Here is a 15,806-nt window from a genome sequence, read left to right on the forward strand (position 1 = left end):
CCTTAAGTGTCTTTTTTGATGGTTCCTCTTTTGTTAGCCAGCCAGACAAATTGATAAGGCATGAGCGTCACCTTGCCTAAGTGATCATGATAAACGTGCTCTGAAACCAGATCTGTCCAATCATCGGTTGCAATGAGGTTGAGTTCAGACAAGTTAAAACTTTGAGGCTGATCCGTCATGTTATACACGGCAAACAGGCTTTGTCTTCGGTCCAAACTTTGGCGCCAGAAGGCGAATAGATTTTCCCCCATATGCAATACATATTGAGTGGCATTGGGGTGAAAAGCGGATTGCGCACGACGAATCTGTATTAATTTGGTCACACTCTGAAAGACTTTTTGATGATGCGTTGGCGTATTTAAAACGTGTTCTAAATCTTCCATATCCCAAATATGTCGATTAATGGAGCGGAATTGACCGGTATTATCGACACGCTCCACGTCGTTTTCGGTGCCAAACAAGCTATGAATATAAAAGGCAGGTACGCCTTCTAGCGCCATCATCACACCGGCGGCACACAGAAAACGCGCAAACTGCCATTGATCTGGACCTTGTTGTGCTGAACCTGACAACGCATTCCATAGGCTGATATTAATTTCATAGGGCTTGGCCTCTCCTTGGGGTGTGGTGCGAGAGCTAATTTTGCCACCAAAACGCTTCATGGTGTTGATCAGTGTTTCTAGCTCCCATTCAGTCAGTAAACCTTCTGTGGGGCGCAGGCCGATGCCGTCGTGAGAAGCAATAAAGTTGAGGTAAGTGGTACCTTGTTGGGCTGGGGTCATGCTCATTAGCCATTGTTTTAAATGGCGGCAATTGCCTGTCACCAAGCTATTGATTAACAACGGAGGTAAAGAAAAATTGTAGATCAAATGGGCTTCATTGGCGTTGCCGAAGTAAGTTAAGTTTTCCTGATTCGGTATGTTGGTTTCAGTGATGATCACGGCTTCTGGTGCATAGTGTTCAATCAGTAAGCGTAGCAGACGAATCATTTCATGAGTCTGCGGTAAGTTGATGCAGCTGGTACCGGGGATCTTCCATAAGAAAGCCACAGCGTCTAAACGAAACCAACGGATGCCTTTTTCAAGGTACAAATGAATAATGCGCAAAAACTCCAACAGCACGTCCGGGTTTTCGAAATTCAAATCTATTTGATCATGACTAAAGGTACACCAAACATGCTTGGTGCCATTTTTGGTTTGCACTTCTCGCAGCAGTGGCGAGGTTCTGGGTCGAACAACGGCACTTAAGTCTGTATTCGGGTCGGCCTCATAAAAAAAGCGTGAGCCGGGATCGACACCCGCTTTGTAATTTTCAAACCACAAACTTCGGCTGGAGCAATGGTTAATCACCAGATCCCCCATGACCTTGAAGTCTTTTGATAAGTTGACAATGTTAGCCCAGCGTCCACAGGATGGGTTCACGGTGGTGTAATCCATCACACTAAAACCATCGTCTGAGCTGTAGGGGAAAAAGGGCAATAAATGCACCGCAGAAATACAATCCGATAAGGTGCTTTTTACAAACTGGTGCAGTGTTTCCAGCGGTGCTTCCTCTTTTCTTCGTAAAGTATCTGCATAAGTAATCAGCATGATGTCGGACTGATCCCACAGGTTTCTATGGGGGCGAGGGGATTCCGTCGCGGGATCGAGCTGAAAGGTGGTTAGGCATTTCTGAGCGAGCTCTTTGTGATCTAAGTTCGGGTAAATGACGTGTAAATGAGCAATGATTCGCTGCTCTAAGGGCGATAAAGGCGCATTTTCCATGGTTACCTACCTATATTTAATGCTAAAGGGATTTAGGAGCCTATTTTTTCGGTCCGTATTGGGCCATATCCAATTCAACCGCTTGGGCGAGTTGGCTCATCACACCCGGAAACGCACTAACGACACGGTTCCAGCTTGGAATAAAGGGCGTTTCCATTGGATTGTCTAAATATTGGTTGCCCGCTTTCATAATGTTACTGGCAAACAATTCAACCGCTTGTTCTTCGGTATGAACATCTAACTTCAGACCATTTATTTCCGCGTCGTTTTTGTAGGTTTCAATGAAATCCAGTGCAACGCGATAATAGGTGGCTTTAATAGTTCGGAAGGTTTCTTGATTGAAAATAGTGCCATTGGTGGCGAGCTTTCTAAAAATCGCTTTGGTAATGTCGATGGACATTTTGGACAAACCGCCATCGTCATTGTCGGCCGATAGGTCTTGGTGTTTATGATCGTAAATGTCGGCAATATCGACCTGACACAAACGGTTGGTCGAGTAATTTCGGTACATTTCACTGAGCACGCCGATTTCCAATCCCCAATCACTCGGAATGCGAAGGTCTGTCATCACATCACGACGGAACGAAAACTCCCCTGCTAATGGATAACGGTAGCTGTCTAGGTAATCCAGATAATCTAAATGACCGAAGACTTTTTTAAGAGAGCACAACAGAGGTGTAACCAATAAGCGACTGACGCGGCCGTTCATCTTGCCATTGGCGGCACGAGCATAAAAACCCTTGCAGAATTCGTAGTTAAAATTCGGGTTTGCAACCGGATAAATAAGGCGTGCCAGCAGTTCTCTATCATAAGTGACGATATCGCAGTCATGCATAGCGATAGATTCCGCTTTGCCTGCCGCTAGGTTGTAACCCATACAAAACCAAACATTGCGGCCTTTGCCCGGATCCGAAGGGGAAAGGTGTTCGCCCTTTAAGACGTTATCGATTTCTCGTAAACGTGGGCCATCGTTCCATAGCACCTTAACGTTTTGAGGTAACACACTGAAAAACTCAAGCGCATGTCGGTATTGTTCTTCCGTGGCTCGGTCTAATCCGATCACGATTTCAGACAAATAAGGCACTTGCTGTAAATGTTTGAGAATATTCGGCATGGCCTCTGTTTCCAGCTCGGAATACAGACAAGGTAGGATAAGAGACATGGGCCGCGTTTTTGCGAACTCACACAGTTCTTTTTCCATTTCTTCTAACGGGCGGTGTGCCAGATTGTGAAGTGTGGTGATGATACCGTTTTGATGAAAATCGCCCATGTTATTTCTCCTAGTTTCAAAATGACTATTGGTATTATTTTTTGTGTCTGGATCTACAAAATACCTTGCTTGGTTAATGCTAAATTAATGGCTTGCGCCCATCCTTCAGGACCATAGGCATCGCTCAACCACGCATCGCTGCGGTTGGGGATTTCTGGTGGAGCATGAACTGGCGAGCGAATCACCACAGGTATATCGGCCTTACTTAACATGCCGACATCGTTCTCGCCATCGCCTAGCGCCATGGTCGTGATTTCTTCATCGCTTTGCTCGGCATATACCGCTTTTAGCCAGAGCATGGCGTTGGCTTTGTCGCAGTTTTTTCCCATTAAATGCGCAAAACGGCCACCTTTTTGCACTTGAACATCAAACTTGGCAAGATCGTCGCGGAAAATGCGTAACGCAAGATTGGAATCTGTCCACACCATCGGCTCAGTAAACTCACGCTGCATGGCGAGTTTGGCGTTGGTTTCGTTTAATCCGGTCAGAGCAACCAGCTCTTGCCACGTCATGTCACTAAAACGTTTAAAGGTGTATTTATCTTGTTTTTCGTTCGTCAACGCGATGAGCTCGGCGCGTTTTGGCCCAAATGACTTGCACCAGTACTCGCCACAATCTTCTAACGTCTCGTTCACCGTGAGCATTAAATGCTTCGGGATATATACGGCAGATCCGTTTTCTACGATAAACGGGTCTTGGTGATTAAGTGCCTTTCTCAGCGCCACAAGCTCCATAAACGTCTTGCTGGTATTGATCACACAGGGAATAGAAAACGTCTTTAAAGACTGCATAGCCGCCATTGCAGGCTGAAAACTGTAGGTGTGATGATCGAGTAAGGTGCCATCCAAATCGGTAAAAATTAAAAGCGTTGTCATATCAATTCCTTCTTGGGTCCATCAAAATACCACTGGTGGACATTAGTTATATTCTTGCAAATCTGGTGCCAGTGCGTAACAGTGGCGTTTTCTTTGACAAGGTACAGACCTCAGGTTAACTGGGCTGTTAAACAAATAGATGACAAGTTTGCTACGGTTATGTGTCTTGGTGATTCTGGCTTTGTTGGCCTTCGCAGCCAACTCGGTATTGTGTCGTCTTGCCCTCAACGGCGGTCTGATCGATCCAGCACAATTCACCTCATGGCGATTGCTCAGCGGCGCCGTTACCTTGGTGTTGATCTGTGTGTTTCAATGTCTCAAAAAGCAGCGTAATGACTTGAAGATAGTATGGTTAGAAGGGAGTTGGTTGTCGGCGCTTGCGTTGTTTATTTACGCGTTAGGGTTTTCCTATGCTTACGTCACTTTATCGACCGGAATGGGCGCTTTGATCCTCTTTGGTGCCGTACAATTAACTCTGATTGTATTCGCCGTGTGGGCAGGGCAAAAGCTGGTTTGGCTGGAATGGTTAGGGCTGGCGATCGCCTTTGCAGGCTTTGTTTATTTAGTGCTTCCAACTCTGTCGTCGCCTTCTTTATTGGGCTTTGTCTTAATGACGCTAGCTGGCGTGGCGTGGGGCTTGTACACATGGCGAGGCAAAATTTCAGCTAAGCCTTTATTCGCAACAACATCTAACTTCGTCAGAACCATTCCTATGCTACTGGTCGCGCTGATTGTCATTTCTTTTAATGGCGAACAATCACAGATCGCCCAGCCTCAAGGCATTCTCTTAGCCGTCACCTCGGGTGCTATTATGTCTGGTCTTGGTTACGCCATCTGGTACGCCGTCTTGCCTTATCTTAGTGCGTCCATGGCTGCCGTATTACAGTTACTCGTTCCTATTATTGCTACAGTAGGCGGCGTGTTTTTTGCTAATGAATCCATCAATTTACACCTCGTAATTGCAACGTTAAGCGTCCTAGGTGGCGTATTGCTCGTTATTATTGCAAGAAAACGAATACCTAAAAGTGCCTAGTTTTGGTGCGTTTTTATCTCAATGCGCCATAATCGACAGGTTGGTCGATTAAAAATCGATCGTTGTTTGCCTGATAACGGCGTTATCTTCTCCCTTTAAAACTACCATCATCACCCGCAAGCATGTTAAGCGGAGCATAATCTGCCGTTTGACGGTGTTGGTGTGGGTAATACACAGTGCTGATAATATGGACTTTCAGTGGACGGTTATAATATTAGACTATGACCAATGTGGCTGTGCTTTTCTTGTCCGACCTAGCATGGCTGAAGTGGCTGTCCAGGCGGGTATCTTCGGGCTATTATCTTAGTAATGTATTTAGTGATTTTGAGCCTTTGATAAAGGAATTATTTTATGAACCAGCATTTTCGCTACGGCATTGCCGTGTCTGTGTTAACGGCTTCGCTTATTAGTGGTTGCAGTGGCGTGAATACACAAATTAGCGAGGAAATAATACATTCCGCAAGCAATTTTCCTATTAGTGCTAACCAAAGTTATTTTGGTGTTTTACCTTGTGATGATTGTCCAAGTATTGAGGGGGCTAGAGTTGAAACACAGCTAGATCTAATGGCAAATGGTATGTATTTGCTGACAGAGACAGATCAAGCTCGATCTGAAGAAAGATCAAACGCTATGGGTTTATGGCGTGTTGAAGGTGACCGCTTAGTATTACTTCAGGGGGAAGTTGAATATAAGGTGTATTTTGCCAGCGAAGCTGGTGGTTGGCGACAAACAGGCAAGCACATCCTAGACCCTATCGGCTGGCAACCCGTGTCTATCAATAAACAGATAGACGGGATGCTCATTTACATGGCCGATGCGCCTTCTATCGTTGAATGCAGTACTGGAACGCGTCTTCCCGTGGTGATGACTCCTGAATGGATTGAAGTTGAGCGTGCTTATCTTGATTCCCGTTATCTCGCAGGTGGCTACCTTTATATTGAAGCGGATGTGGCAATCGAATGGGAAGAGCCAGAAGAGGGTCCTGCTCGGCATCATCTTCGCTTTGGCAATCTTCAGCGAGTGGTGCCAGGCAAAACGTGTGGTAGCCCAACGGCTTTATTAGCTAACCACGAGTGGGATCTCGTTGAGCTTGACGGATTTTTCTCTTCAGATCTAGACGAAATGCAAGCTCGTCCTTACGTACGATTTAATGGTCAACAATTGTCAGGCCGTACTGGTTGTAACGTCATGGCTGGAACGATTCACATTGAAGAAAATACCCTAAGTTTTGGTCCGATCGTTAGCACCCGCATGTTCTGTCAGGACGCCGAAAAAGTAGAATCACGTTTTCTTCAGCTTATTGAAGAGGCCAAATACAGTAGCTTGGAAGGTCAACAATGGACATGGTATGACAAAAGCATGAAACGACTAATGTCATTTGAGCGCAAAGAAGCTATTGAGACACCCACACGGTTATCAAATTATAAAGATACCCACACTAACTAAGTCGCATTTAATTTGAGTGTTCCATTTAAAAAAGACTATGAGTGCCTTGCAAAAACGTACAAAAAACGGCGATCTGAAGTCGCCGTTTTTATATTACGAAATCTGACGATTTACGCTTCAGGAATGTGTTCTGAAAGCGCGGCATAAGCCACGGTGAAGGCGCCTTCTTGGAATGCACGCAAGCCTGTTGCTTTGAAAGGGATAGGCATTGGGTTGTGTTGCAAGATGTCCTTCACTTTGGCGCCGCTGAATAAATCCACTTGAACAGTGTCAATCAGTTGGATCGCCGCTTCAATTTTAAAGCCCACCGAGCCGCCAGCGAATTTGCCTTTTGTTGGGCGTTCACGAATAACGGCTCTTTTCACTTTGTAATCTTCAAACAATTTTTTCAGCATGAACTGAAATTTACGCATGCTTTCGCTGTCGTTTGGGTTGTTAAGAGTGTGTCGAGTTTGGCGACAATCGGCGATTTGAAACAATCCGTCTTGTTTAGACAGAAGGCAAAGAATCACTTCGCTGCCTTTGATTTCGATACCACAAGTAATCATAACGAGATCCTGAATAGGGAATTTCGCGCATTATCGCATACTTTATTCTCTTCTCGCAGAGTAAAAAATACTGCTTGTTGAAAAGGAAACACGTCGGATGTAAGGCGAAAGTGAAAGCTTGTGGTTTATTACACTCTTTTCATTTTGCCATCTCTTATTATCACAATGAATAATGTACTATTTCAAAATATTATTTTGTAAAAATCATTTTCTCGACATTTTCTACTGTAAAAACATGAAAACAGGCTTTTTACTCTTGAAGTGTTTTTTTCAACTTTAACCGTTTTTTACTTTTAAACGGTTTATAATTTTAACTAATAGGGCTGCATAAAATGACTGCTTCATCGCCAATGGGCATTCCTCGTCCCCAGGTGAAATCTTTAGACGAAATTCTTCCTCATGAACCCTTGTTAATGATGGGCGCAGGCCCGGTTCCTATTCCTGAGCGTGTCGCCAAGGCCAACTCTGTGGTGATTAACCACCTTGGTAGTGTGATGGCACAGGTTATTGGGCAAGTAAAAACCATGGCGCGTTATGTGTTTCAAACAGAGTCTAAATGGGTGCTTGGCGTAGCAGGACCAGCGTCAGCGGCGATGGAAATGGCGGTCGCCAATTTGTTGCAACCAGGCGAGCGTATTTTATGTATTAACAATGGCTTTTTTAGTCACCGTATGGCGGAAATGGCGACGCGCATTGGCGCCGATGTTCATGAGTTGCACGTTGGTGTTCATGAAGCGGCGGATCCAGAGCGCGTTCGCAAAGCCATCGAAGAAACACGCCCAAAAGTGTTAACGCTGGTGCAAGGTGAAACATCAAATACGGTGTTTAATCATTCACTGGAAGAGATAGCAAAAATGGCTAAATCTTATGGTTGTTTGGTGGTTGTGGATGCGGTTTGTACGCTCAGCACTATGCCGCTGAAAATGGATGCGTGGCAGGTAGACGTGGTTATCACGGGTGGGCAAAAAGGTTTGTCATCTATTCCGGGTGTATCGCTGTTGGTGTTTTCTAATGAAGCATGGGCGGCAGTGAAAAATCGCACTAAGCCAACAGTGCAGTGGTGTTTTGATGCCCAGCTGGCAGAGAATTTTTGGCACAACGATGGCTACCATTATACGGCACCCGTGTCTGGCATCATGGCGTTACATGAAGCACTGAAATTGGTGTGTGATGAGACGTTAGAGAATCGTTTTGCTCGACATTTGCGTTGTTCTAAAGCCCTACAAGCGGGTATCGAAGGAATGGGATTAGAATTATTTATTCCGCCAGCGTCGCGTTTGAACTCAGTGGTGGGTATTAACATTCCTGAAGGTTTAACCGCAGGGCAGATCTGCCGACATATTTCGGAAATGTACCGTGTTGAGATTGCTGGATCATTTGGTCAGCCAATTGTTCGCATTGGCCAAATGGGCGAGCAATGCCGCGAACATAACTTGTTCCGTACTCTGCATGCATTTGGTAGCACTATGCGCGATTTGGGCGTAAAAGTGGATCAGCCTAACGGCATGGCGGAAATGGAAGCCTACTTGCAGAAAATTCCGCGTAACAAGTATCAGGTTAAAGTGGCCTAATCAAGAAATGGTAATAACTTCAGGCGCTTTATAATAAAAAGCGCCTTTTATTCAGATGCCTTTGGCTTCCTTTTCAGGGACCAAGGGCATTTTTTTGTTTGACATTAAGCTGGCAAATAATGCTCCTGCGGTAATAAATAGACAGGCGATGATTTGCCCTGGGGTTAATACGGCATCGGTAAAAAGCCCAAGCCACGCAGTGGATAGGGCAGGAGCGGTATAAGACAAGACGCCAAGCAAGGATAAGTTGCCTTTTTTTACCCCAGTATCCCAGCAGAAAAAAGCGATACCAACGGGTCCGAAGCCTAGCCCTAAAATGGCGACCCAAGTGCTTGCTGGAAAGTGTAGCGACAATGTCGCGCTTTCTGCTTCGATCATGAAATGTGAAGCGCCCGCTAATAGTGTGGTGACTAGGCAATACCAAAGTACCGCGCTAGAAGGAACCGTTTGATAGCGTCGATTCGCAACGGAATAGCTCGACCAGATAAACGCACAGGCGAAGGCGGCCGCGTACCCAGTCCAGTGGTAAACCGCGTTACTGTCTATGGTTAAAACTTGGCCTTTCGATTGCAGCATAATGCCAGTGCCGATAAAAGCGATGACAGCACCCACTAAATGCGTCCATGATAGAGTGTTTCCCTGAGTCATGCCTGCCATCAAGACGATGAGTAGCGGCCAAAGATAAGCAATGAGCCCTGCCTCTACCGGTGGTGCATTCTGAAAGGCATAAAAGTAAAAAAAGTGATAAAAATAAAACCCAAGGCCCCCCATCAAAATGGCGCTTTTTGGTGTTTGTTTCCAGGAGCTTTTTAGCTCACCCTTAAATAGATACACCACAAAGAAGAGTAAGGTGGCGACACCAAATGTCAGTGTTAGTAATAACAGCGGCGGCACCGAACTTGCTTGCGTGGTGAAGAGTGCAAGGCTACTCCAAAGCAGAATAGCCATGCTGCCAATGAGGGTGGCTTGCGGATTGTATGTAGTCATCTTGTTATATGTTAAAACCTAATCTAATGTTTTTAACTAAGAAGTCATCTAGGGTTGAAGGACTGTCTTACTATGTGGTCTGAGTTGTTATGACGATTTTACTAGCCACGACGGATTGTATAATGAATGAATGAGTATTTTGTTAAATAATAGAAAAAAACAACCAATCTTTAAGGAAGTGCAATGCGCTATATTCTGATTCTTTTTTGTGTTTTTTCCATGTCGCAAGTAACAGCGAACATCACTTTGACGATTGTGGATCAGGAAAACAATCCTGTTTCTGATGTGGTTGTTATCGCCTCTAATATAAAAATGGTAACCCCAAATACTGAGCAAGTGATGGACCAAATAGACTCATCCTTTGTACCTCGTGTATTAGTGGTACAAAAAGGTCAATCTGTTAGCTTTCCTAATAGTGATGATTTTCGGCATCATGTTTACAGCTTTTCAGAAGCAAACGCATTTGAGATTCAGCTTTATAAGGGTACAGATGTGCCGCCAGTCTTGTTTGATAAGCCTGGTTTAGTGGCATTGGGGTGTAATATACACGACGACATGATTGGTTATATTTATGTTGCAGACAATGTTCTCGCGCTTAAAACGGATCGAAACGGTCAGGTCCAATTGCCAGCACAATCTGGAGATAGTGTCACGCTGTGGAGTGAGAGACTGGTGTCTGGGGTTCAAGCGCAAAAAACGGTTCAGCTTAGCGGCGATGTTGAACAAACGCTGGCGTTAGATTTACTGCCGCCTATTGGTAATCAACATAGCACGCATAGTGGTTTTGGCCGAAATAAATGGAGCAACTAATTTTTTTCGAAACGTAACGGCCTTTAAAGTAACCGACTTTACAGTACGTGCATTAAATTCAGTCATTTGATAAGGGGTTTTATGATTAGAACATGCTTCAAAATAGCCAGTGTAAGCTACCTTGCTGTTTGCGCTCTGCCCAGTGTCGCGAGCGATGGTAAGTTGTTAGCAACGGCTGGTTTGTCTCAGATTGAAGGCAGTGGCGGTGGTGGCTTGGTGCCCTGGGCAACATTATCAGGATACGACAGCCGAGATGAAACGTCGGTGACCGCCTTTATGACCGATGTAAACATTACCGATTACCGGTTGAGCTCGATGGGTGCGGCGGCCAGTTTTTACGACAGGGTTGAGTTAAGCTACGCTCAACAAACCTTTGTTTTGCCAGCAAGTCTCATCACTCAGCTCAGTTTGGGTTCGGAAGAAATTAAGCAAGACATATTGGGTGTTAAAGTGCGTTTATACGGTGATGCCGTGTATTCCCCATACCCTCAACTGAGTGTTGGGCTGCAATATAAGCAACTCGATGATGATTTTGTGGCCGACTATCTTGGGGCGAAAAGCGATAGCGGTACCGATTTTTATGTGGCGGCCACCAAGGTCCACTTAGCCGCAGTAGGCGGTTATAACCTAGTGTGGAACCTAGCCGCCAGAGCCACAAAAGCGAACCAGTTGGGCTTACTGGGTCATGGTGGAGCAGGCAATAACCATTATAAAGTCATGTTAGAAGGGAGCCTTGGCGTCCTACTGTCTCCTAATTGGGTGATGGGGCTCGAATATCGACAAAAATCTAACAATTTAACAGCGGTGCAAGAAGACGACTGGACCGATGTCTTTGTCAGCTACATACCAAATAAAAACATCAATATTACGGCGGCATATGCCAACTTAGGCACAGTCGCGACCAAGAAAGATCAAAAAGGCATCTACTTATCCATGACGGGGTATTTATGGTAAATCACGTTAAAATCACTGCGTTGGTGTTGAGTGTATTTTTAAGCGCCTGCGCCGCACCGACCAAAGCGCCAGTGAGTTTGTATGAAGAAATTGGTGGACAAGCAACGATCGAAGCCATCACAGATAATTTTATTAACGAAGTCAGTTTCAATGAAACCATTTTTCAATACTTCGAAAAAACCAACATTACTCGATTTAGAGAAAAGTTCATTGAGCACCTATGTGTAGATACAGGCGGGCCTTGCACTTACACAGGCGATACCATGCTAAAAGTGCATCAAGGGCAGAACATCACCGAAGCGGATTTTAATACCACCGTTGACTTACTGGTTAGTGCGATGGAAAAAGCAGGGCTGAGTTACCTGCAACAAAATCGAGTGTTGCGGATTTTAGCGCCTATGCGAGGAGAAATGTTATACAAGTAACGGCTTTTATTTTGAGAGTTTTGTGTTTTTTTTGATCATAATCTATTGCGCAAGAAATACATACTGGTAATATCAGGTTATGTGCTTCTATACTTGAAGCGTATAAAGGATAACAACCCAGATTGATTTCAAGTACGTTAATGTTAGGTAGGTAATTAATGTTAAGTGCATGAATTTCAACAACACAGATTCCAATAAAAATAACAATGGAGCTTTTTGTATGAAGAACACGTCCCAAAATCTATTTAGAGCCACAATAATAGCCGCATCAGTTGCTGCGGCTTCTTCAACGTTTGCAGCGGGCTTTGCTTTGAACGACCACAGTGCTGCTGCCTCAGGTAATGCCCTCGGTGGTGCCGCTGCCTCAAAAACCGATATTTCTTTCAGCTTCTGGAACCCTGCGTTGTTTACTAATGCAAAAAGCACCACAGTAAACGTGTCTGGTGCGCTTGTTATGCCGAGTATGGATGTGACTGTGACAGGTGCAAATAGTGCTGATGTTAACGGTGCAGCAGCAGGTGGGACCGCACCTTTAGGAACCAAGGCTGGAGAAGATCCTGTAGATAGTACGTTAGTCCCTGCTTTTTATTTTGCTAAGCCGCTGTCTGATAAAACTGTTGCCGGTGTTTCTCTTAACGTGCCGTTTGGACTATCAGGTGATTATGGTAAAGATTGGGCGGGTCGTTTCCATGCCACTGAGACAGCATTACAGGATATTGCTTTAAGTTTTGCTTTAGCTCATAGAGTTAATGACTGGGCGTCAGTGGGTGCTAGTGTGCAAATACACAAGGCGGACATTGTATTAGAATCGGCTGTAGGTACCCCAATATCGCAAGCTGGTGGTGAAGGTATTGGGCGCATAGAAGCGGATGATACCAGTTATGGTTATAGTCTTGGTGTGATGTTAGAGCCTAAGCAGGGAACTCGCTTAGGTTTAGGTTATCGCAGTCAAGTGGATTTCGATTTTAAAGGTGACGTTAAATACACTGGCGTCTCCTCCGGTTTGGCTGCAAATGCTAATTTAGTCAACACAACGGTTACTGATTCTATTACCCTACCGTCTGTCATGACCTTGAGTATGGAACAAGAGATTTCTCCTACTCTAACCCTTGGTTTGTCAGCTATCAAAACAGGCTGGGGCGATTTGGATGGCCTAAATATCGATTTTAATAGCAAGCAATCTAACTCTGTTTTGACATTAGACTTTGAAGATCAGTGGATGTACTCTGCCGGTTTGACCTACGCGCATTCTGAGAAGTTAACTTTGCGCACGGGTGTGGCAATAGATAATTCGCCAGTATCTGATAAATATCGTTCTGCTCGTACACCAGATGGTGACCGTAAGTGGATATCCTTCGGTGGAACGTATGACTTTAGTGAAATGACGTCAGCTTCATTCGCGTTAACCCATGTTATGATCGAAGATGTATCAGTAAATCGTACAAGTTTGACCGAAGATAGAGCTCGTGGAACTTTACAAGCTGATTACAAATCGTCTGCTAACGTGCTGTCTGTTGCTATGAATATGGCGTTTTAATAACGTTTAAAAAACCAGGTTAACGTCTTACTTAAAAGGCACAATAAAAACCAGCGTTTACTCAACGCTGGTTTTTTTTATGTCTGGTGAATGAAGGAAAGGCAACTAGATAACAATCACCTACAGCACGCATATACTTAATCAAGAAATACAATATTGAGGCTTAGTATTAGTACACCCGTATTAGTACACCATTCGTAGTGTTTTGGCTTTGGCGTTGCTATGCGATGTCCAGTCTGTCATAGGGGAAGGTTTGCCGTAGTAGTAACCTTGTAAGGTATTGCAGCCCATGGCAATGAGTAGGGTAGCTTGTTCTTTGGTTTCTATGCCTTCTGCGATGACTTTCATGTCGAGTGATTTGGCCAGTTGTATAGTGGATTTTACAATGTCGACATGGCGTTGGTCGTGGGGCAGTGGGAAAACAAAGCGGCGGTCAATTTTGAGGATGTTTGCAGGGATGTCGACCAGTTGGCCTAATGAGGCTTGTCCCGTGCCGAAGTCGTCAATGGCAATCGAGTAGCCATATTGAGATAAGCTACGCAGCCGCTTATGGACGAGCGGATGCGTCATCACTGGGCTGGTTTCTGTTATTTCCAGCTCTAGCCTGTCTTTTAGCCAAGGCTTGTCCGTTACCAAGGCCATTAAAAAGGCAAAGAAACCGTCGTTCATCAGTTCTTGGCCCGCTAGGTTAAAAGCGATAGGGGTGTGAATATGTTCTTTTTGCCAATCTGTCAGGGTCTCAACGAGGGCACGCACTAGGTTTTCCGCCAGCAATGGCAATAAGCCAAGGTTTTCGGCAATGCTAATAAACTGTGGCGGTGGAATGTACTGGCCATTATGTTGCCAGCGGGCAAGAGCTTCAAAGGAGCAAATATCGCCACTCGCGTTAACTTGCGGCTGTAGCCAAATAGTGATGTGTTTGTTTTTGATCGCTGAGCTTAGGCTAAGACCTAGTGTATGTTCCTCTATGAGTTTATTTTCTAAATTGTTGTTATAAAAGGAAAAACGTTCTACTGAGTTTGAGTATTCTAGTGCCATCTCGCAACGTTCTAATAGCGCTTCGGCGTTCTTGCCGTCCGTATGATAGTAGGCAATGCCGACCTGATACTCCATATTTAGTTTGTTACCTTCCACAGTAATTTGTTTTGGAAGAATGGATTTAATCAGTTCTGAAAGGTTTTTTTGAATTAAATAGGTTTGGCTTAACGGGATAAAACAGGAAAACTTCACCCCTCGTAAGCGTCCCACCACGGCTTGATCAGACAGTTTATGAGTTAAGGTTTTGGCAAAACTTAATATGACCTTATTGGCGTTGTCTTTTCCGTATTGTTTGTTGAGTAACTTAAATTGACTAATTCGAATAATGAACATGGCCCCTGTTACATGTTTGTCATGTTCGGCAAGGCGTTGGTTTACTTGTTGACAAAAATGACGATGGTTTGGCAGACGGGTCAGAACATCAAAATGGGCAAGGCGGCTGTTGGTTTCTTGTGTGCTTTCGAGTTCTTGTTGTATCGCCTTTAGTTCTGTGGTGTTTTCTAGATGAATAACAAGGTGTCCGTGTTCGGTCAGCGAGGCTCTACGAATATTAATATGGGTTTGGCTGTCGCTTTTCAGTGTGCATTCCGCCATGTCAGATTGCCAAGCAAAGCGACTATTTTCTCCAGCAGGGGTCAGCCAATCTGTTATGTTTGAGTGTGCTAGACTCTTTTTAATGCCCCCAGTTAATAAATGACGGCAAAGCTGATTAGCTTTTAACACCTTGCCGCGCTGATCACATAAAAGAGACGGTGTTCCCGTGTTTTCAAAGAACTCTTCATACATAGCATAATGGCTGTTAAGTTTTTGATTAAGGTCTTTCATTTTAATCGCATGGCTCTCTAGTGTCTGAATGATACGAGACACCGCCAAAGGCAACCCTATGTTCAACGTGACAAAGGTCAACATTTGGAAATAAAACGATGGGGCGATACTGGCGCCAGCCAAAGCGTCTGCGCTGGTCAATAGATTTGCACTGTCTAAGAATTCAGCACTGCCCATCCAGCTATTATTAGTGATTAAGTAAAAGGGGTAGAGGTTAGCCACCATGGCGACAATCGACGCCTTAAAAGTAAACAATAAACGGGTAATCAGGGGCAGTGAGTAGAGTGAGATTAAGGCGTATTTTTCAGCGTGAAATTCGTTACTTAAAGTCAATAGCAGGATACTGGCAGTGACCAGTGTAAAAAGAAATAGGATCGCCGTGGCTTTTTCATAGCGTCTACTGAGATACAATAAGCCAATTAACGCAGCTAGATAAACGCTGTTGATAGCCAAAAAAGAGTAATCGCCTGCAGTGAACAGAAAGTGAACTTCTGACACTAAAAAAATACACAGAGTCAGTGCCAGTAGAATCCTTAGAGCGCTTTGCTGAAAGGCAACACTACTCACGTCGCTGGATGATTGGACGTCGCCAAAAAAATATTTTTTAAGAAAATCAATGCTCATTGGTTAACGTCATAAAGATAATAATAAGAAATACAAGTTTACATGTTTTTACATTTCGTTAGGACATTACCGAAAAAATGTGACCTTGACCATGTTCTAT

Annotated in this window: 13 protein-coding genes; 7 read left to right on the forward strand and 6 right to left on the reverse strand. The window is 44.5% G+C overall.

Annotated elements, in window-relative coordinates; genetic code table 11:
* Nucleotides 1–2: 2 nt before the first annotated feature.
* Genes EBI00_RS08880 through EBI00_RS08890 form a run of 3 tightly spaced genes read right to left on the reverse strand, consistent with a single transcriptional unit; the run spans nucleotide 3 to nucleotide 3,908 of the window.
* Entirely contained in the window at nucleotides 3–1,763 is a 1,761-nt protein-coding gene (locus tag EBI00_RS08880; RefSeq protein WP_123095579.1) for an alpha-amylase family glycosyl hydrolase, read from the reverse strand.
* Nucleotides 1,764–1,803: 40 nt separating this feature from the next.
* Complete coding sequence (locus tag EBI00_RS08885; protein WP_123095580.1) at nucleotides 1,804–3,033, reverse strand: glycosyltransferase family protein; 1,230 nt, start codon at nucleotides 3,031–3,033, stop codon at nucleotides 1,804–1,806.
* A gap of 53 nt (nucleotides 3,034–3,086) precedes the next feature.
* Complete coding sequence (locus tag EBI00_RS08890) at nucleotides 3,087–3,908, reverse strand: HAD-IIB family hydrolase (RefSeq protein ID WP_123095581.1); 822 nt, start codon at nucleotides 3,906–3,908, stop codon at nucleotides 3,087–3,089.
* Between the two features lie 139 nt (nucleotides 3,909–4,047).
* On the opposite strand from EBI00_RS08890, the gene EBI00_RS08895 reads away from it, so the two are divergent.
* Together EBI00_RS08895 and EBI00_RS08900 are read left to right on the forward strand one after the other, a co-directional pair.
* Nucleotides 4,048–4,941 (forward strand): DMT family transporter, encoded by an 894-nt coding sequence (locus tag EBI00_RS08895; RefSeq protein WP_123095582.1) that lies wholly within the window; start codon nucleotides 4,048–4,050, stop codon nucleotides 4,939–4,941.
* A gap of 351 nt (nucleotides 4,942–5,292) precedes the next feature.
* Nucleotides 5,293–6,387 (forward strand): META domain-containing protein, encoded by a 1,095-nt coding sequence (locus EBI00_RS08900; RefSeq protein WP_123095583.1) that lies wholly within the window; start codon nucleotides 5,293–5,295, stop codon nucleotides 6,385–6,387.
* A 110-nt stretch (nucleotides 6,388–6,497) separates the two neighbouring features.
* On the opposite strand, the gene EBI00_RS08905 is transcribed toward EBI00_RS08900, so the two are convergent.
* Entirely contained in the window at nucleotides 6,498–6,935 is a 438-nt protein-coding gene (locus EBI00_RS08905; RefSeq protein WP_123095584.1) for a DUF3010 family protein, read from the reverse strand.
* A 332-nt stretch (nucleotides 6,936–7,267) separates the two neighbouring features.
* Here EBI00_RS08905 and EBI00_RS08910 point away from each other — a divergent pair, with 332 nt between their 5' ends.
* The gene (locus EBI00_RS08910; protein WP_123095585.1) at nucleotides 7,268–8,506 is read left to right on the forward strand and encodes a pyridoxal-phosphate-dependent aminotransferase family protein; all 1,239 of its coding nucleotides are present in this window, start codon (nucleotides 7,268–7,270) and stop codon (nucleotides 8,504–8,506) included.
* 51 nt (nucleotides 8,507–8,557) lie between these two features.
* On the opposite strand, the gene yddG is transcribed toward EBI00_RS08910, so the two are convergent.
* The gene (gene yddG, locus EBI00_RS08915) at nucleotides 8,558–9,493 is read right to left on the reverse strand and encodes an aromatic amino acid exporter YddG (RefSeq protein ID WP_123095586.1); all 936 of its coding nucleotides are present in this window, start codon (nucleotides 9,491–9,493) and stop codon (nucleotides 8,558–8,560) included.
* 183 nt (nucleotides 9,494–9,676) lie between these two features.
* Here yddG and EBI00_RS08920 point away from each other — a divergent pair, with 183 nt between their 5' ends.
* The 4 genes from EBI00_RS08920 (at nucleotide 9,677) to EBI00_RS08935 (ending at nucleotide 13,219) form a co-directional block, all read left to right on the forward strand.
* On the forward strand, nucleotides 9,677–10,303 hold the full coding sequence (locus EBI00_RS08920; protein WP_123095587.1) for a methylamine utilization protein: 627 nt from the start codon (nucleotides 9,677–9,679) through the stop codon (nucleotides 10,301–10,303).
* A gap of 81 nt (nucleotides 10,304–10,384) precedes the next feature.
* On the forward strand, nucleotides 10,385–11,257 hold the full coding sequence (locus EBI00_RS08925) for a DUF3034 family protein (protein WP_123095588.1): 873 nt from the start codon (nucleotides 10,385–10,387) through the stop codon (nucleotides 11,255–11,257).
* A complete protein-coding gene (locus tag EBI00_RS08930; RefSeq protein WP_174714914.1) occupies nucleotides 11,251–11,682 on the forward strand; it encodes a group I truncated hemoglobin in 432 nt (143 codons plus the stop codon). The genes EBI00_RS08925 and EBI00_RS08930 overlap by 7 nt, the downstream gene beginning before the upstream one ends.
* Nucleotides 11,683–11,902: 220 nt before the next feature.
* Nucleotides 11,903–13,219: an OmpP1/FadL family transporter gene (locus EBI00_RS08935; RefSeq protein WP_123095589.1), complete on the forward strand. Its 1,317-nt coding sequence runs from the start codon at nucleotides 11,903–11,905 to the stop codon at nucleotides 13,217–13,219.
* Nucleotides 13,220–13,402: 183 nt separating this feature from the next.
* Here the strand turns inward: EBI00_RS08935 and EBI00_RS08940 are convergent, their stop codons facing one another.
* Nucleotides 13,403–15,706, reverse strand: coding sequence for a GGDEF domain-containing phosphodiesterase (locus EBI00_RS08940; protein WP_123095590.1), 2,304 nt, complete (start codon nucleotides 15,704–15,706; stop codon nucleotides 13,403–13,405).
* Nucleotides 15,707–15,806: the final 100 nt, after the last annotated feature.

This window comes from Marinomonas hwangdonensis, assembly GCF_003721245.1.
In the GTDB taxonomy this organism is placed as follows: Bacteria; Pseudomonadota; Gammaproteobacteria; order Pseudomonadales; family Marinomonadaceae; genus Marinomonas; species Marinomonas hwangdonensis.

Coding starts and splice junctions, on each gene's coding strand:
- EBI00_RS08880 (WP_123095579.1), bottom strand. CDS start 1,763: ATGGAAAATGCGCCTTTATCGCCCTTAGAGCAGCGAATCATTGCTCAT.
- EBI00_RS08885 (WP_123095580.1), bottom strand. CDS start 3,033: ATGGGCGATTTTCATCAAAACGGTATCATCACCACACTTCACAATCTG.
- EBI00_RS08890 (WP_123095581.1), bottom strand. CDS start 3,908: ATGACAACGCTTTTAATTTTTACCGATTTGGATGGCACCTTACTCGAT.
- EBI00_RS08895 (WP_123095582.1), top strand. CDS start 4,048: ATGACAAGTTTGCTACGGTTATGTGTCTTGGTGATTCTGGCTTTGTTG.
- EBI00_RS08900 (WP_123095583.1), top strand. CDS start 5,293: ATGAACCAGCATTTTCGCTACGGCATTGCCGTGTCTGTGTTAACGGCT.
- EBI00_RS08905 (WP_123095584.1), bottom strand. CDS start 6,935: ATGATTACTTGTGGTATCGAAATCAAAGGCAGCGAAGTGATTCTTTGC.
- EBI00_RS08910 (WP_123095585.1), top strand. CDS start 7,268: ATGACTGCTTCATCGCCAATGGGCATTCCTCGTCCCCAGGTGAAATCT.
- yddG (WP_123095586.1), bottom strand. CDS start 9,493: ATGACTACATACAATCCGCAAGCCACCCTCATTGGCAGCATGGCTATT.
- EBI00_RS08920 (WP_123095587.1), top strand. CDS start 9,677: ATGCGCTATATTCTGATTCTTTTTTGTGTTTTTTCCATGTCGCAAGTA.
- EBI00_RS08925 (WP_123095588.1), top strand. CDS start 10,385: ATGATTAGAACATGCTTCAAAATAGCCAGTGTAAGCTACCTTGCTGTT.
- EBI00_RS08930 (WP_174714914.1), top strand. CDS start 11,251: ATGGTAAATCACGTTAAAATCACTGCGTTGGTGTTGAGTGTATTTTTA.
- EBI00_RS08935 (WP_123095589.1), top strand. CDS start 11,903: ATGAAGAACACGTCCCAAAATCTATTTAGAGCCACAATAATAGCCGCA.
- EBI00_RS08940 (WP_123095590.1), bottom strand. CDS start 15,706: ATGAGCATTGATTTTCTTAAAAAATATTTTTTTGGCGACGTCCAATCA.